Raw genomic sequence first — 17216 nt, 5'->3', positions numbered from 1 at the left:
GTATCCACGCCGATCAGCCCCCGCCGTAGGGAGGGGGCATATGCCGTTTCAGGACTCTGACATGACTTTTTTACGATTCAAACAGCGTTTGCCGCATGTCGCGCGTCTCGCGGCAGTGATAGGCCTGGCACTGGCCATCACCGGTTGCGCGACCTCCTATCTGGAATCCACCGGTGCCGGCAGCACTAACTTGGCCAACCTGGCCGGCGCTGCGTCGCTGTCGGCGGATGTCTCGTCATTTCTCGACAGCGCAGCCCCCGGCAGTGTGATTGCCGTGTCGACCAGCCCCTGGGGTAGTAATGTCGAAGTGGTCGCCCATGAGCGCTACTTCGCGGCCAGCGGGCGTAGCTGTCGCGAGCTGACGGTCTCCAATCAGCGTGATCTGCCCAGCAAGGAGCTGGCGTGCCGGACCAGCAATGACGGCAAGGCCGGTGAAGGCACCTGGGTGACCCAGCGGTTGGTGACCGGCCTGCTGGAAGAGGCCCGCTGAGGAGTTTCTCGATAACTTCTCAGCAACTTCTCGGCACCTTCTCGCTGAAAGGCCCGCACCTGGCCTGGCGTGAAACGACGATTACAGTAAGCAAGCTAGTGTGACCGGCACTGTCATTCCTGACCGACATTGCTCTATTTTTTGCACGATTTTCTTTGCACTACGAGGGGCCTAGCCCGATGACGATTTCCAGATTCTTGCTCCGGGCCGGGTGCCTGGTGGCGGTAGCGTGCCTGAACGCCAGCCCTGCCATGGCAGCCGGCCTGGACAGTGGTTCCATCCTGTCCAGCAATGACCAAGCCTCCAGCATCCCGCAAAAGACGGATAGTGTAGAAGACAAGGCGCGTGCCGATTGGCGCAGCGGAACCTACGGGCCGCTGACCTCCCGTGCGCAGACCGACCCTGATTCCCTGCCGCCGTTCGGCGAAAACCTCTTTACCGGTGGTTTCCGCGGCATGATGGCCGATGGCCTCAACAGCAGCTACACCATCAAGCCGGGTGACCAGATCACCCTGCGTGTCTGGGGTGGGGTCGAGATGGAGTCCGTGCTGCCTGTCGATGCGCAGGGCAACATCTTCCTGCCGGGCATCGGTCCGGTGAAGGTGCAGGGCACCACCAATGCCCAGCTGGATGGCAAGGTACGCAGCGCCATTCAAGAGGTGTATCCCGAGAACGTCAGCGTCTACACCAACCTGCAGGGCGTGCAGCCGGTGGGTGTCTTCGTCACCGGGTATGTCAAGAATCCGGGCCGCTACGCCGGTACCCCGAATGATTCCATGCTGTATTTCCTCGATCAGGCCGGCGGCATCGACCAGGCACTGGGCAGCTACCGCAAGATCAAGATCAAGCGCAATGGCCGCGTCATCAATACGGTCGATCTGTATGACTTCCTGATCAACGGCGAGATTGCTCGTCCGCAGTTCCGCGATGGCGATACCGTCGTCGTCGAGGAGCGTGGCCCGGCGATCAGCGTGGTCGGGGATGTCGAGCGTGATTATCGCTATGAGCTCACCGACTCGCGCCTGAGTGGCGAAGACGTCCTGAACCTGGCGCGCCTCAAGTCGGGTGTCTCTCACGTGCTGCTGCGTGGCTCCCGCCCCGACGGCCCCATCTCGCGCTATCTGCCGGTGACGGAATTCCGCGCTGCTGACGTGCGCGCTGGTGATGAAGTGCTGTTCAGTGCCGACCAGCGTGACGAGACCATCGTCGTGCAGCTAGAAGGCAGCTTCTATGGCCCGTCGCGTTATGCACTGCCGCGCGATGCCCACCTAGGGGAATTGCTCAATGCCGTCGGGGTGCCGAAAGGACTGACCGATTACCAGAGCGTTTCCATTCGTCGTGAGAGCGTCAAGGAACAGCAGGCGCAGGCACTGCAGGACAGTCTCAAGCGTCTTCAGGCTACCTATCTCGGCGCGCCTTCCTCGACCACTGAAGAATCCGAGCTTCGTGTCCAGGAAGCCGAGATGATCGAGAAGTTCGTCGAACAGGCGAAGCAGGAAGAGCCGACCGGACGACTGGTCGTGGCACGTGAAGACGGCAACATCGCCGATGTGCGCCTGCAGGATGGCGATGTCATCACCATTCCGGAAATCAGCGATTCCCTGCTGATCAGCGGCGAAGTCGTGGTGCCTCAGGCCATGGTCTACACCCAGGGCATGACGGTGATGGACTATATCAACAGCGCCGGTGGCTTCACGCAGCATGCGGATGAAGACCAGATCCTGGTCGTACGTCAGAACGGCGCCGTGCGTCGCGCCGAGGAAGTCGAGCTGCGCTCGGGTGATCAGATTCTGGTACTGCCGGAACCGCCGACCAAGAACCTGCAGCTGGCCACCAGCATCACGCAGATTCTCTACCAGGTCGCCGTCGCCACCAAAGTCGCGATAGACCTCTGATCATGGCCAGTGACATGAACGATGACATTAGCCCTTCAACTGAACGCTCATCAGGCGACAAGAAGAGCAGCCCCAAGGCGCGCTCCGCCTGGGCCGTGACGCGTAGTGTCTGGTTCGCCATGTTCATGCGCGAAGCCATCGGCCGTACCATGACTGACCGCATGGGTTGGTTCTGGATGATTGCAGAGCCTGCAATGTTCTTGCTCGTGATGATCGGCATACGCAGCTTCATCCGGGGTGACAAGCTTATCGTCAATGCTCCCTTCATCCCCTGGATGCTGGTCGGCATGATGGGCTTCTTCCTGATCCGTGAGGGGATGATGCAGGGCCTGGGCGCCATCAATGCCAACAAGGCACTGTTTGCTTACCGGCAAGTACATCCTGTCGATGGAGTCTTCGTTCGCAATGCACTCGACGGCTTGATTAGGACCCTCATCTTCCTGCTGTTTATGTTGGGTGGACTGATGCTGGGTACAGACTTCCGGCCTGACAACGGTTTTCAGGCCATCGGCGGCTGGTTGTCACTTTGGTTGTTCGGGCTGGGACTCGGGCTAGTGACGTCCGTACTGGGCACACTGGTCCCAGAGGTGAGCAAGATCATCCGCATGCTCAACATGCCGCTGCTGATTCTGTCCGGTGTCATCATGCCGCTCAACCAACTGCCGCACTACCTGTTGGAATACCTGATGCTCAATCCCATCGTCCACGGTCTCGAATATATCCGTCACGGCTTCTTTGATGGTTATCAGGTGGTACACGGCACCAGCCTGACCTACTTCTGGGCATGGACGTTGTCTTCACTCGTGCTGGGGCTACTGATGCACGTGCGTTTCAAGGAGCGCCTGAAAAGCCAATGATTGAAATACAGAACCTTTCCAAGCGCTATTACCACTCGCACTACAGTCAAAGTGAAGACCACTGGGTGCTGAAGGATATCAATCTCACCATCCCGACAGGTGTCAGTGTCGGGTTAGTGGGCGCCAACGGCGCAGGCAAGTCGACATTACTACGTTTGATTGCTGGTATGGATACTCCACAGAAGGGGCGAGTGATACGTCATTCCAAGGTGTCATGGCCGATAGGACTGGCGGCAGGGCTGCAGAGCAGTATGACAGGGCGCCAGAACGTCAAATTCGTCGCGCGCATGCATGGCACCGAGTACGACATCAACAGCATCATTGAACGAGTCCAGGATTTCGCGGAAATAGGCCCGGCATTTGATGAGCCGATTCGCACCTACTCCTCAGGCATGCGTTCGCGTCTCAACTTCGGGCTGTCGTTAGCCTTCGATTTCGATGTCTACCTCTCGGATGAAGCGACAGCGGTGGGGGATCGCTCCTTCAAGGCCAAGGCTTCCAAGGCCTTCAAGGACAAGGTGGGGCAAGCCAGCCTGATCATGGTCTCGCATGGAGAAGGCATCCTGAAGGAGTTGTGTCAGGCAGGTATCTACCTGAAAGAGGGGCAGGCCTACTGGTATGACAGTGTCCATGACGCCATCAAGGCCTATCACGCAGACAGCGATGGCCCCCAGCTCGACAAGATGACGCTGCAGGCCCTGCAGAAGCTGCGCAAGGAACGGCGCGCTGTCATGGAAGAAGCCAAGTTGGCACGAGAGTCCGCAGACACTCTACCGCCACGTGAAAAGAAGCCTTACGGCGATGCCCTGCGCGCTGCACGTGAAGCATTGCGGGAAGTGCGAGAGGAAATTGAATCTCGCCAAGCTAGCGCTGCTGGCAAGCCTGGCACCTTGTCAGATGAATGATCCAGTTGGCCAAAGCTACGCATCATGCTGACAGTCACCAATCTGTTCGCACCCTCGAATTTACTCTCATCGTTTTCACTTCATTGCCGCCGCTGAACTCGGTGCGCGCCTTCAACGGGAATACGCATGACCTCATTTATCAAACGCTATCCACAATGGGCCGTTGTCTTGCTGTCCATCGTGCTTGTCGGTTTCTACTGGCTGGTATGGGCGGACGACCGCTACGTATCCAAGGCGACAGTGGTGCTGGAAAGCCCGCAGGTCAGCGCTTCCAGTGAAGTCAGCTTCGGCTCGCTTCTTTCTGGTAGCCAGACTGACAGTGATCTGCTGCTGCTGCGTGAATACCTGATGAGCGTGGATATGCTCAAGAAGGTACAGGAAGAGCTCGATTTTCGTTCTCACTACAGCCAGCACGGTGATGTCGTTGCCCGCCTGGGAGACGCCGATGCACCGATAGAGGAACTCCATGATTACTACTTGAAACGAATCTCGGTAGAAATGGATGAGTATTCTGGCGTGCTGAATGTCAAGGTACAGGCTTGGACACCGGAATTTGCGCAGAGATTCGCCAAGCTACTGCTGGAGGAAGGCGAACGCCACATGAATGAGATGGGGCAGCGTCTGGCGGAAGACCAGGTCGAATTTCTCGACAAGCAGGTCTCCCTGCTGGAAGACAACTTCGAGAAATCCCGACAGGACCTGCTGGATTACCAGAACAAGAATGGTCTGGTATCCCCGACTCAGACAGTCGAAAGCCTGAACACCGTCGTCTCCTCACTTGAAGCCCAGTTGGCCACCTATAAGGCTCGCAAAAGTGCTTTGGGGAGCTACCAGAGTCAGCGTTCGAGTGAGATGGTGCGTGTCGAAAGCGAAATCAACGCCCTCAAGAAACAGATAGACTTGGAGAAGGAACGCCTGGCACGCCAGTCCGGCAATGCGCTCAATAGTGTCTCCAGCCAGTACGAGACACTGCAGCTGCGCGCCGACTTTGCCAAGCAGACCTACTCCAACGCGCTGGCGGCACTGGAAAATACTCGAATTGAAGCTGCTCGCAAGCTCAAGCAGGTGAGCATTCTGCAGAGCCCGATCTTGCCGGAATACCCGGAACAGCCGGAACGTCTTTATAACGTGACCATCTTTGGGTTGGTCATGATCTTCCTTGGTTTCATTTTCAGTATGTTGGTCATGATCGTGAAAGATCATCGTGATTAGACTGACTTTAAAAAAATTATCAGTTTAGAGTAATGTGGTGATGTTCATGAGTGAAACTAAAAAATATGCCTCTATTAAAAATTCTGAACTGTATATGGCCAAGACAAACGTGAAAGATAAATCCGATGATAAACTATACGATCAATATCAGAGCTTGCTTTCAGAAAAAGATACTCTCATTAAGCAGATCAATGTGTTGAGAGCAGATTTGGATAAAGCATTTTTCTTGTCTGATGGTAGTGATCTTTCTTGCGAGAATTCTCTGTTAATCAGTCAGTTGCTAGAAGTGCAGATAGCATTAGAAGAAGTAATTTTGGAAAAGAACACTATAAAGGATAAATGCGCTGAACTGCAATCGAGCTACAATTTATTATATAGACGTTTGCTTAAGCTAAGTATTGCCAATCAAAGACGCCATAAAGAGCTAATTGAGCAGAGTCAATACCTAGAGAGTTATAAGAAGGAAGAAGCTGAGAAAGAACGACGATTAGTATTAAAGATTTTCGCGATAAGACAGGAGCAGCTAATATCAGGCGGCGAACAATCACTGAAACTGAAACTGGAAGTAGAAAGTGAAGAGATAGAAAGTTCTAAGCTCTTTGACAAAGAATGGTACATTACGCAATACGAAGATGTTGCCAGGTCTGGGGTGGATCCCATCGTCCATTATTTAATGTATGGTGCATGTGAAGGACGAAGCCCTTCTCCTGAATTCGATACGCTACGTTATCTTATACAATATCCTGATGTGGCAGATAAAGGCGTTAATCCGTTGTTACACTATATTAGGCACGGGGTTGATGAAGGCCGGTCAATTATTTGAAAAAGCTAATCAAGATTTAACGATAGAGTGGTATCTGCGATATTATATATATTAAGTGCTTAGGAGTAGTTGTGAGTATTATAAAAAAGGCAGCTTTTGCGTACCGTAGTGGTAAGTACTTTGAAGCCCTAGAGCTATATCAAGAAGCAGGTAAGCTTTACGGTGAAAGTCTTTTTTATGCGAATATTATGTTATGTAATAGAGCAATCCAGAATATTGATGGTAAAAATACCTATAATTATATTCCGTTGTCAGAAGATATTAATATAATAAAACAGCTGACGGATAGTCAGGCGCACTTGGAATATTATTTCATAAAGAGCCAGAAGCTAGAAAATGAGCTTGCAAAAAAATGATTTAAAAATGTATTTCTACTACGCAAATGGGGAGCAGCTATGAAAATTCTTACTGTATTCGGTACACGCCCAGAAGCTATCAAGATGGCGCCACTCGCTTTGCAACTTGCGAAGGATGATCGCTTTGAATCCAAAGTCTGTGTAACTGCACAGCACCGTGAGATGCTGGATCAGGTGCTTGGCCTATTTGAGCTGAAGCCCGACTATGATCTGAATCTGATGAAACCCGGACAGGATCTCAATGATGTTACCTGCGGGATATTACAGGGATTGAAGAGTGTCTTGTCAGATTTCAGGCCAGATATGGTCCTGGTACATGGAGACACCGCCACCACCTTTGCCACCAGTCTGGCGGCTTATTATCAGCAGATTCCAGTCGGCCATGTTGAAGCAGGCTTACGTACAGGCAATTTGTACTCGCCTTGGCCAGAAGAGGGAAATCGCAAATTGACAGCGGCTCTGGCGGCTAAGCACTTTGCACCGACAGAGACTTCGCGACAAAATCTGCTCAAGGAGAATATTGATCCAGCTAATATATATGTTACGGGGAATACGGTCATTGATGCGCTGTTCGAAGTTGTAAGCAAGCTGGAGGCAGGCCCGCTAGGGGATGAACTGCGTTCACGCTTCGAGTTCCTGAAGGATGACAAGCGACTCGTGCTGGTTACCGGTCACCGACGTGAGAGCTTTGGCGAGGGCTTTGAGAATATCTGTCGCGCTTTAGTGGAAACGGCCAAGACACACCCAGATGTTCAGATCGTATATCCTGTCCACCTCAATCCTAATGTACGTGAACCTGTCAATCGCTTGTTGGCGGATGTCAACAATGTCACCCTGATCGAACCTCAGGATTATCTCCCCTTTGTCTACCTGATGAACCGAGCGCATATCATCCTGTCGGATTCAGGTGGTATTCAAGAAGAAGCTCCCTCTCTTGGCAAGCCAGTACTGGTCATGCGTAATACCACAGAGCGCCCGGAAGCAGTGCAAGCAGGGACGGTCAAGCTCGTGGGTACGAGTGTTGATGTAATTACCTCGGAATTGACCAAGCTGTTGGATCAACCAGAGCTTTATCGAGCCATGAGTTATGCCCATAACCCCTATGGAGATGGCAATGCTTGTCAAAATATACTGGATGCACTGGTAACAAAAAAATTGTAGTGGCTTAGAGTAAAATTCATGTGATAATGTAAGTGTATCAAAGAATATTATCCAATCTATTTGGCATGCTTCCCTTACATTTTATTTACAAACAGGCATAAAGCAAGGGCAACATAATGGAATTTAATACGATCTCAATGATAGGCCTTGGTTATATCGGCCTCCCAACAGCAGCAGTATTTGCCTCACGTCGCAAGAAGGTGATCGGGGTGGACATCGATCAGCAGGCTGTCAATATAATCAATCAGGGCAAGATACATATCATTGAGCCTGAATTGGATATGGTGGTGCATTCCGCTGTAAATGAAGGGTACCTACGTGCCACTACACAGCCAGAGCCCGCTGATGCCTTCATGGTAGCTGTTCCGACTCCCTTCCATACAGACGAGAATGGCCAGAATCACAAGGCTGACCTCCGCTATATCCAGTCTGCCTGTGAGGCGATCGCCAAAGTACTGGTGCCGGGCAATCTGGTAGTACTTGAATCAACAAGCCCGGTGGGAACCACGGAACAGATGGCCGCTTGGCTTGCGGGAGCCCGTCCGGATCTCACCTTCCCCCAAACTCACGGAGAGGCCTCAGATATCCGCATTGCTCATTGTCCGGAACGTGTGCTACCGGGGCATGTCGTGCGTGAGTTAGTAGAAAATGACCGTGTGATTGGCGGCATGACACCTAAATGCGCCGAGGTCGCTTGCGCTCTGTATCAAATTGTAGTGGAAGGTGAGTGCCTGCCGACTACTGCGCGTACTGCCGAGATGGCAAAGTTGACGGAAAACAGCTTCCGTGATGTGAATATTGCCTTCGCCAATGAGCTCTCGATAATTGCCCACGAGCTGGAAATCAATGTCTGGGATCTTATCTCGCTGGCCAATCGCCATCCACGAGTCAATATTCTTTCCCCGGGGGCAGGTGTCGGCGGTCACTGCATCGCGGTAGATCCCTGGTTCATCGTGGCGGCATGCCCTGAGCAGGCACGCCTGATTCGCACCGCGCGAGAGGTGAATGACCATAAGCCAGAGTGGGTGCTTGAGCGTGTTGGCCAGTCATTGGAAGAATTGCATCGCGCTCAACCGGGTTCAACACGTCGTGACCTCACTGTGGCTTGCCTTGGCGTAGCCTTCAAACCAGATATTGATGATCTACGTGAAAGTCCAGCCTTGGGCATCACCAAGAAAGTGGCTGAGCTCGGCTGCATGGTCCAAGTGGTTGAGCCCAATATTGACTCTCTACCCAAGGAGCTTCAATCCGAAAATGTTTCATTGGTCAGCCTGGATGAAGCTCTCGAACAAGCCGATGTCATCTGTGTGCTGGTCAAGCACAAGCTGTTTATCCACAAGGTCGAATCGTTGAAGGACAAAGCCCTAGTAATTGATGCCGTAGGTTTATTGGGGTAATTGTCAAAGCTTGACTAAAAACTTGTGGGCATAACAAAGGCGTGTATTGGACGCCTTTGTTGATTTCACTATATACGCGGAAAGGTAAAGAAGGACTTAATGGACGATCTCCTGCAGCTTGCGATGCGCCTGGCCGAACATGATGACTCTCCTTTGGCGTTTCCGATATCGGGGCGTGTGGCCTATGTCGTCAGTCACGGGCAGAGTTATGCCACTAATGGTTACGCCATTCGGACACAGGGCATTGCTCAGGCCCTGAATGCACAGGGATGTGAAGTCCTCTGCATGATTCGCCCGGGCCGCCCCTGGGAGCTGAACACCCAAGTGGACATCACGCCGGAAGTCACCATTGACGGGGTGCGCTATCTCCATAGCCGATGGCCTGCAGGTAAAGTGCCGAAGGGAGAGCATGCTCACCTTGAGGCCAGTGTCGAGCGTTTTATTGAACTATTCCGTGTCTATCGGCCTGAGAAGGTCATTGCTGCCTCAAACTATATTGTTGGACTTCCGGCCTGGGTAGCTGCCAAGCGTCTGGGCCTCCCCTTCTATAATGAGGTACGGGGTTTCTGGGAGCTATCACGTGAAGCAAGGGAGCCTGGATATGAAAAGACACCGGCATTTCAGCAGGAAGCACAGCGCGATACTTTCATAGCCCGTAAGGCAGACCGGGTATTTACCCTTAATCAACCAATGCGTAGTGAACTTGCTCGTAGGGAGATAGACCCTGCTAAAATTTCCATTGTACCCAATGGGATCAGCCAGCTGCCGGTTATCAAATCGGCTGATGACGCTCTTAGTCAAAAACTTGGAATTGACAAGGGTAGCAAGGTTATCGGCTATATCGGTAGCTTAACTGCCTATGAAGGCCTCGATGTATTGACTGAAGCTTGCACTGACTTGATAAAAGCTGGTGAGAAAATTCATCTGCTGTTCGTGGGTGATGATCAACCACTCGACCGTGCAAAAGATAGTATCAAGTCAGTAGCAGACAAACCTTGGCTGATTCAGACTGGCCGAGTTCCGCATCAACAGATCTCTGACTACTACGCGTTGCTAGATGTAGTGGTGATTCCTCGTAAGCACTCGGCAGTGTGTCAGTTAGTGCCGCCCATGAAGGCCGCCGAGGCCTTGGCCTACGGCAAGCGTTTGGTGGCCTCCGATGTCGCACCTTTGGCGGAATACGCCCAGAAGCATGAGAGCGTGATATTGTTCGAAGCCGATAATGCTGAAAGCTTGGTCGTGGCTCTTCAGGGGTCACTGAAGTTGCCTGCTCCTCAGCCGAGTGGTGAGCTGCTGTTCTCGGCGCATATCGAGCCGATGGTCAAAGCGTTGAAGGGGGAGGAAGGGCAGCAGGGCGGAGAGAGTGAGCCCGTTGCCCAGCAGGCGCCTGCACAACCTTCGACACCCAAGGCAGCGCAGAAGGCGACGCCCGCCAAGGCGCCCGCTACCGCTTCCGCCGCCTCGGACAGCTCGGCATCGCCCCAGCCCCGCCTCGGCGTCTTCAGCCGCCCCGAAACCGTCGAGCTGCCCTCCAAGGACCCGCTCTGGCACAGCGTGCCGGTCAAGGCCGGTCAGGCACTGATCATCGAAGCCGCTTCCGAATACTGCAATATCAAGGGCGCCCAGAATCGAAAGGCGGTTTTGCTGATCAACGCCTTCGACGCCGACGGCAAGCCGGTGGATACCCCCTGCGGCAAGATGGCCAAGTCCGGCCACCTCAAGGCCTACTTCAAGTACCTGCCCTGCACCCAGAACCAGATCCAGGAGCTGCACACCTTCAGCGTGCCCGAAGGCGTCAGCGAGATCCGTATAGGCGTCTGTGGCTTCAACAAGAATGATGACGAGCAGGTCATGCTGCGCGAGCTGCGCATGCAGCCCAAGCCGGATAAGTCTCAGCCCACCCAGTTCGTGCCCCCCAGCGCCCAGGCCGCCGAGATCAGCATTCTTGGCTGGCCGGAGCAGTCACCCAACGGCAAGCCCTATGTGATGGGCATCATGGACGAGTTCACCACCGGCTGCTTCGAGCAGGATGTGAACCTGATTCAGCCCCGCCCGGATAACTGGTACGCCCTGGCCGAGAAGTACCAGCCCGAGTTCTTTTTCATCGAGAGCGCCTGGAAGGGTAACTACGGCAGCTGGCAGTACCGGGTGGCGGACTATGCCAACAAGCCCGGTCAGGAAATCGCCCATATCTGCCAGTACGCCCGGGAGAAGGGCATTCCTACCCTGTTCTGGAACAAGGAGGACCCGGTTCATCACCAGAAGTTCATGTGCAGCGCCAAGCTGGTGGATCACATCTTCACCACCGACGCCAACATGAAGGACTCCTACCAGGCCAAGACCGGCAACCCCAACGTCCATGCCTTGCCCTTCGCGGCCCAGCCGGCGCTGCACAAGCCGGCGCCGCTGGCGGGACGCAAGCCCCGCGCCTGCTTCGCGGGCAGCTGGTACGGCAACCGCCACGCCGAACGCGGCGAGGCGATGCGCTGGCTGCTGCAGGCGGCCAACCGGCACGGCCTGGATATCTTCGATCGCAACCACGGCACCGGCATCTTCCCCTTCCCGGAGGAGTATCAGGCCGGCATCAAGGGCAGCCTGCCCTACAAGGAGCTCTGCGACGAGTACAGCCGCTACCGGGTGTTCCTTAACGTCAACTCGGTGACCGACTCGCCCACCATGTTCTCGCGGCGGGTGTTCGAGCTGATGGCCTGCGGTACCCCCGTGGTCAGCACCTACGCCAAGGGCATCGAGAACCTCTTCGACTCCGATGCGGTATGGCTGGTCCACAGCCAGGAAGAGGCCGACGCGGCCCTGCACACCCTGATGACCGACGACGCCGAGTGGCGCCGCCGCAGCCTGGCGGGTATCCGTGAGGTCTTCGCCAAGCACACCTACGCCCACCGCCTGAACGATATCTTCGACCGCCTGGGCATCGAAACCCGCCTGCCCACCGATCCGGCCATGGCGCTGGTGGCCGAGGCCCATAGCCACGCCGAGCTGCAGGCCCTCGACCAGTTCGCCCGCCAGCAGAGCTACCGCCACTTCCAGCTGGGCATCGCCTGTGCGCCGGGCCTGGCGCAGCTGGCCGGCTCGCTCTCGGAGAACATCACCCTGCTGCAGCGGGGGCAGAAGGCTGATTGGCTGGCCGAGCAGCACGCGGAATCCCCGCTGGCCGGCTGGTTGAGCCCCCAGGCCCACTACGGCGAGCACTACCTGCGTGACCTGGCCAACGCCAGCCTCTACGAGCCGGAGGCCGGCGGTTGGGCCAAGGCGCTGGAGCAGGATCGCTTCGCCTATGGCGGGCCGGCCAGCCTGGGCGGCGCGCTCTGGAAGCGAGTGGAGTTTCTCAAGCAACCCCTCAAGGCCCACCCGGAGGAGCGCATCACGCGCCCGGATCTCTACCTCGCCGATGGCGACCAATTCCAACCCGCCGGCGCGGCACAGAAAGTGGTGGGAGGCTAAACCATGACCAAGCGTGTACTGATCTGCGGCAACCCCGACCTCAACTACATCGACGGCTCCTCCATCTGGGCCCAGACCATCGCCCTGGCCACCGCCGCGACCGGTGAGGCGGAGGTCGAGTTCCTGGCCAGAAGCACCCCCGAGCGCGACGAGCTCCACGGCCCTTTGAAGGCCGCCGACAACCTCACCCTTATCGATGGCAGCGACCGTCAGCACTGGCAGGGCCGGGGCTTCGCGCGCATTACCCCGGCGATGATGGGCGAGCTGACCATTCGCCTGGACCGCACCCAGCCCTACGACGTCATCATCGTGCGCGGGCTGGAGATCGCCACCCAGCTGCTGGAAGCCCCGGACGTACTGGCCAAGTGCTGGATGTATCTCACCGATATTCCCCAGGCGGTGGCCGAGTATGCCCCCGACCAGCGCCTGCTGATGCAGCGCATCGCACGGGGCTGCCAGCGCCTGCTCTGCCAGACCGAGGGCTTCACGGCGCTGTGGCAGGCCCTGGTGCCGGACCTGGAGAGCGCCAAGGTGCGGCTCTACACCCCGGTGATTCCGGACCTGCCCGCGACGCTGCCGCCCATCGCCGAGCGCCCCAGGCGCGCCATCTACGCCGGCAAGTTCAAGGGCGACTGGATGACCCTGGAGATGGCCGAGGCGTGGCCCGCCATTCACCGTGAGCTACCGGGCAGCGAACTGGTGATGATCGGCGACAAGATCCATGACGAGCCGGATCGCCCAGGCTACAAGCAGCAGATGCAGCAGGCGCTGGAAGGCACCGCCGGCTTGCGCTGGCTGGGCGCCCAGCCAAGGGAAGCCGTGCAGCAGCAGCTGCGCGAAGCGAGGGTAGGGCTCTCCTGGCGGCACGAGAGCATGAACGACAGCGTGGAGTACTCTACCAAGATCCTCGAGTACGGCGGGGCCGGCTGTGCGGCGATCCTTAACCGCAACCCCCTGCATGAACAGCTGCTGGGCCGGGACTACCCGCTGTTTGCCAACAGCGACGCCGAGTTTAGCCGCCAGCTGACCCGGGCTCTGCGTGAGCCCCAGGTGGCCCAGCAGGCCGCCGATGCCCTGCAGCGGCTGGCCGAGCGCCACACCTTCTCGACCCGAGTGGAAGAGATTCGCCAGTGGCTGGCCGATGCCCCCAAGGCACCCAAGCCCCAGGCCAAGACCCGAGTGCTGGTAGCCGGGCACGATCTTAAATTCTTTACCCTGCTGCAGAAAAAGCTGGAGGCCACCGGGCAGTTCGAGTTCCTCACCGACCAGTGGCAGGGCCACAACAAGCACGATGAAGCCAAGAGCCGTGCCCTGCTGGAACAGGCCGACGTGATCTTCTGTGAATGGTGCCTGGGCAACCTCAAGTGGTACTCGCACAATAAGCAGCACCACCAGCGCCTGGTGGCGCGTTTCCACCTGCAGGAGCGCGAGCTGCCCTACGTGGCCGAGGCCAACTGGGACAATATCGACCACATCAGCTACGTCAGCGAGTTTATCCGTAGGGAAGGGCAGAAGGCCTTCGGCTTCCCTTTCGAGAAGACCTCGGTGATCCCCAACCTGCTGGATGAGAGCAAGTTCACGCCCAAGAAGAAGACCGGCGATGCCCGCTACACCCTGGGCATCATCGGCGTAGCCCCGGCCCGCAAGCGCCTGGACCGGGCGCTGGACTTGCTGGAAGCCCTGCTGGAAGAGGACGACCGTTACTGTTTGCGGGTGAAGGGCAAGCATCCGCTCGATTATGGGTGGTTGCTCAAGCGTGAAGACGAGCTGGCCTACTACCGCAACGTCTTCGAGCGCATCAACAGCAACCCCAGATTACGGCATAAGGTGATCTTCGACCCCCCCGGTGACGACGTCAACGACTGGTTCACCATGGTGGGTTTTATTCTCTCGCCGTCGGACTTCGAATCCTTCCATATGGCCATCGGCGAAGGGATGCTGACCGGCGCCACGCCGATCATCTGGGATTGGGATGGGGCAGCGGAGATCTGGGGGGAGAAATGCGTGATTCGCTCACTCCAAGATGCCAAGAAGGCCGTCGTCAGCGGTAAGCCGGCTAAGGAGCAGGCGACCGACATCATGAGCGCCATGTCGTCGCAAGACATTCGTTCTCGTTGGAAAAAAGTAATCACAGGCTGATATGAGCGGTGATAGCAAGGAGTAGTATTATGAATATTATCCATATAGGGTCTTGGAAGACAGCAACTACCACTATCCAAACGCTGTGTAGGAAGAATGTAAGTGAGCTTGGGGAGAATGGTTATGGCTTCATAGATCAGCGGTCGAAAGCACATAGCCAAGAATTTCAACCTAAGTTTAGAAAAGCAATACGAGATATACAGTCATCAGGTGAGAATGCTGATGTTAGGGGGTCGATAGAAACTTTCAAAGAACTGTATGATAGTGATAAGTTTGATTGTTTTTTTCACTCGTGGGAAGGAATGCTTGGCCATCCTTTCAATTCTAGCAGTAAGCAAATGTACCACCCTAATGCTACTGCGCACTGGCTAGAAAAGCTAAATGCCGAGACGGAGCTGAAAGTGGTATTGACCGTTAGGAAGCAAAGTGATTTAGTGGAGGCAATGTATGCCCAAGAGGTTCGAAAAGGTAGAGTTTCCTCTGGGATAGATAAGTTTATCAATGAGAAGCTTCCTGAGGATATGTCATGGGCTTCGGTTATTAATCCAGTAATAGATAAGTTAGGTAAGGATAAAGTAAATGTTGTTCCATATGAGTGGATAAAAAAAGGTGATGACTCATTCTTGAAGTCAGTGTTTAAAGGAGTTGTTGATATTGAAAACATTAATACTGCGCTTCATTCCAATCCTAGCTATTCCCATATTGCCGTGGAGATATCTCGTTTAGCAAATCTTTATCTTGACGGTGAGGATGTCTCCAAACTAGAAAAGTTTCTCTCGGATAATTTTTCTAATCTTACTCACAGGCGATCAAACTTCCTAACTAGCGAGCTAGTTGAAGAAGTTAAAAAAAGGTGTTCGTCAAAGGATGAGACGTTTTTCAAAGAATTTTTCCCTGATCTTGAATTGAAGAAGCTAGGGTACTACTGATGAAGAGAGTTTTTCTTTCGAATTATAAAAAACTAGAGACTGATGCTTTCTCACATTTTTCTCTCTCTTCAGATGTTATTCCGAATAGAGAAGAGCTACAGTTCAGCTGGGACGTATTGCAGTTCGACGTAGGAGATGAAGTTGGCGATGCTTTGGTAGGAGAAGGCGTGTTTTATGCAAAAGTTGAGACTAAGGAAGCCTCCTACCTCTATATAAGGTATAAATTTTCTGGAAAGTTTCGCGAGGTGGCGCTGGATTTAACCTCGAAACGTTATCGCGATAGAGTTTTTTCAATACCTGGCGGTGGGAAAGGTCTGGAAATTTATGGATTATTCAAGAGCCAAGAGGTTAATAGACCAAAAGTAGAGATTGTAAAAACGCAACCAGTCTACAGCATTTCAGCAAAAAAAATATATGGACAAGATGGGCACAAGGTAAGATTGTTTTCTCCGCAGCGTAGAAAAGCTACCGAGGTAATGCTTAATGGCGCACTGAAGGCGGGAAGCGTTAGCTGGCAAAAAGAGGCAACACGAGATCTTCTAGTCAACATTACAATTGATGTAGAGGATAAAGACTTTTCAGACGGCTGCTTGATTCAAGATGATTTTAAGCGTTGGCCAGGCGTTATGGAAGCAGCTTACTTGATGAAGAGCCTAGGTGTTGAGGGAACATTTTTTGTAAACGTATATGAAGCCTTGGAGACCAGTCTTGAGGAAAAGCTGAAAAATATCTGCCGTGAGCTGGATGAGTTAGGCCATGAAGTTGCATTGCATACACACCCATCCAATCATCTAGATTGGTACAATAAAGAGCTGCCGAATTATACCTTGGATGAGCAAGTTAAAATTCTTTCAAAGGGAAAGAATGTCTTGGAGGAGTGGACTGGAAGCGAGGTGAAAAGTTATCGGGCTGGAGGATACCGTTACAATGAAGATACTATAAAAGCTCTTGCTGAAGTAGGTATATCGATTGATTCCTCGTTTTTATATGGTTTTGTAGAAGAGCCACTTAGCCTATCAGACTATGTGCAGCCACAAAAAGTGGGTGCGATTTTTGAGGCACCTGTTACTCCACTGGCCGTTAGCGGTGTAGATGGAATTGTACGTGTCAAGAAAGCGGACCTTAATTGGCTGACTAGTGAAGAGCATGCCCAGTTAGTGAAAGATTTTTCTATTAGAGGAACAGGCTACCTAAACTATATGCTTCATAGTTTCAGTTTCTGTGATAGAAGGCATTTAGGGAAGTGGGGTGACGAAAGAAATGAAAGCGAAATTTTAAGCGATTCAGTGTGCCATAATGATGCTCTAGAAGGCAAGAGAAGGATAGTTGTTTTTGGGGAGAAAGCTGAGGAATTCAAAAAGTTTTCAAGCTTCTTGTTTCATTTGAAAAGTTGCGGGGCAAAATTTTCAACGGTAAGCAGATCTATGGAAGAGTTTAAATATTCCAGCAATTACATCCCACCCAAAGATGGAGATCTTCCTTTGTTAATAAACTGATGGTTTAGAGGTCTCTTTTTTGCTTTTCATGGTGTTTGTAATTAATAGACTGAGCCCCTTATTCATCAGGTTGCTGGTTTATAAGTAATAAAGG

At 53.8% G+C, this 17216-nt stretch carries 13 protein-coding genes; all 13 read left to right on the top strand.

The window, feature by feature from the left end:
- Nucleotides 1–61: 61 nt before the first annotated feature.
- The gene (locus tag ACZYGA_RS00065; protein ID WP_479398192.1) at nucleotides 62–490 is read left to right on the top strand and encodes a DVU3141 family protein; all 429 of its coding nucleotides are present in this window, start codon (nucleotides 62–64) and stop codon (nucleotides 488–490) included.
- Between the two features lie 179 nt (nucleotides 491–669).
- Complete coding sequence (locus ACZYGA_RS00060; RefSeq protein ID WP_479398190.1) at nucleotides 670–2385, top strand: polysaccharide biosynthesis/export family protein; 1716 nt, start codon at nucleotides 670–672, stop codon at nucleotides 2383–2385.
- A gap of 14 nt (nucleotides 2386–2399) precedes the next feature.
- On the top strand, nucleotides 2400–3242 hold the full coding sequence (locus ACZYGA_RS00055) for an ABC transporter permease (RefSeq protein WP_479398188.1): 843 nt from the start codon (nucleotides 2400–2402) through the stop codon (nucleotides 3240–3242).
- Nucleotides 3170–4147: an ABC transporter ATP-binding protein gene (locus tag ACZYGA_RS00050; protein WP_479398186.1), complete on the top strand. Its 978-nt coding sequence runs from the start codon at nucleotides 3170–3172 to the stop codon at nucleotides 4145–4147. The genes ACZYGA_RS00055 and ACZYGA_RS00050 overlap by 73 nt, the downstream gene beginning before the upstream one ends.
- Before the next feature lie 126 nt (nucleotides 4148–4273).
- On the top strand, nucleotides 4274–5359 hold the full coding sequence (locus ACZYGA_RS00045; RefSeq protein ID WP_479398184.1) for a KpsE/RkpR family capsule polysaccharide export protein: 1086 nt from the start codon (nucleotides 4274–4276) through the stop codon (nucleotides 5357–5359).
- Nucleotides 5360–5405: 46 nt separating this feature from the next.
- Nucleotides 5406–6182, top strand: coding sequence for a hypothetical protein (locus tag ACZYGA_RS00040; protein ID WP_479398182.1), 777 nt, complete (start codon nucleotides 5406–5408; stop codon nucleotides 6180–6182).
- A gap of 71 nt (nucleotides 6183–6253) precedes the next feature.
- Nucleotides 6254–6538, top strand: coding sequence for a hypothetical protein (locus ACZYGA_RS00035; protein WP_479398181.1), 285 nt, complete (start codon nucleotides 6254–6256; stop codon nucleotides 6536–6538).
- 39 nt (nucleotides 6539–6577) lie between these two features.
- The gene (gene wecB / locus ACZYGA_RS00030) at nucleotides 6578–7699 is read left to right on the top strand and encodes a non-hydrolyzing UDP-N-acetylglucosamine 2-epimerase (protein ID WP_479398180.1); all 1122 of its coding nucleotides are present in this window, start codon (nucleotides 6578–6580) and stop codon (nucleotides 7697–7699) included.
- A 116-nt stretch (nucleotides 7700–7815) separates the two neighbouring features.
- Complete coding sequence (gene wecC, locus ACZYGA_RS00025) at nucleotides 7816–9096, top strand: UDP-N-acetyl-D-mannosamine dehydrogenase (RefSeq protein ID WP_479398178.1); 1281 nt, start codon at nucleotides 7816–7818, stop codon at nucleotides 9094–9096.
- 99 nt (nucleotides 9097–9195) lie between these two features.
- Nucleotides 9196–12558 (top strand): glycosyltransferase family protein, encoded by a 3363-nt coding sequence (locus ACZYGA_RS00020; RefSeq protein ID WP_479398177.1) that lies wholly within the window; start codon nucleotides 9196–9198, stop codon nucleotides 12556–12558.
- 3 nt (nucleotides 12559–12561) lie between these two features.
- A complete protein-coding gene (locus tag ACZYGA_RS00015) occupies nucleotides 12562–14697 on the top strand; it encodes a glycosyltransferase family protein (protein ID WP_479398175.1) in 2136 nt (711 codons plus the stop codon).
- Between the two features lie 29 nt (nucleotides 14698–14726).
- Entirely contained in the window at nucleotides 14727–15626 is a 900-nt protein-coding gene (locus ACZYGA_RS00010) for a hypothetical protein (protein WP_479398173.1), read from the top strand.
- Nucleotides 15626–17122: a polysaccharide deacetylase family protein gene (locus ACZYGA_RS00005; RefSeq protein ID WP_479398172.1), complete on the top strand. Its 1497-nt coding sequence runs from the start codon at nucleotides 15626–15628 to the stop codon at nucleotides 17120–17122. Before ACZYGA_RS00010 ends, ACZYGA_RS00005 begins: the two co-directional genes overlap by 1 nt.
- Nucleotides 17123–17216: the final 94 nt, after the last annotated feature.

The organism is Cobetia sp. BL01, assembly GCF_056493605.1.
This window is presented reverse-complemented; position numbering and strand designations above follow the sequence as displayed.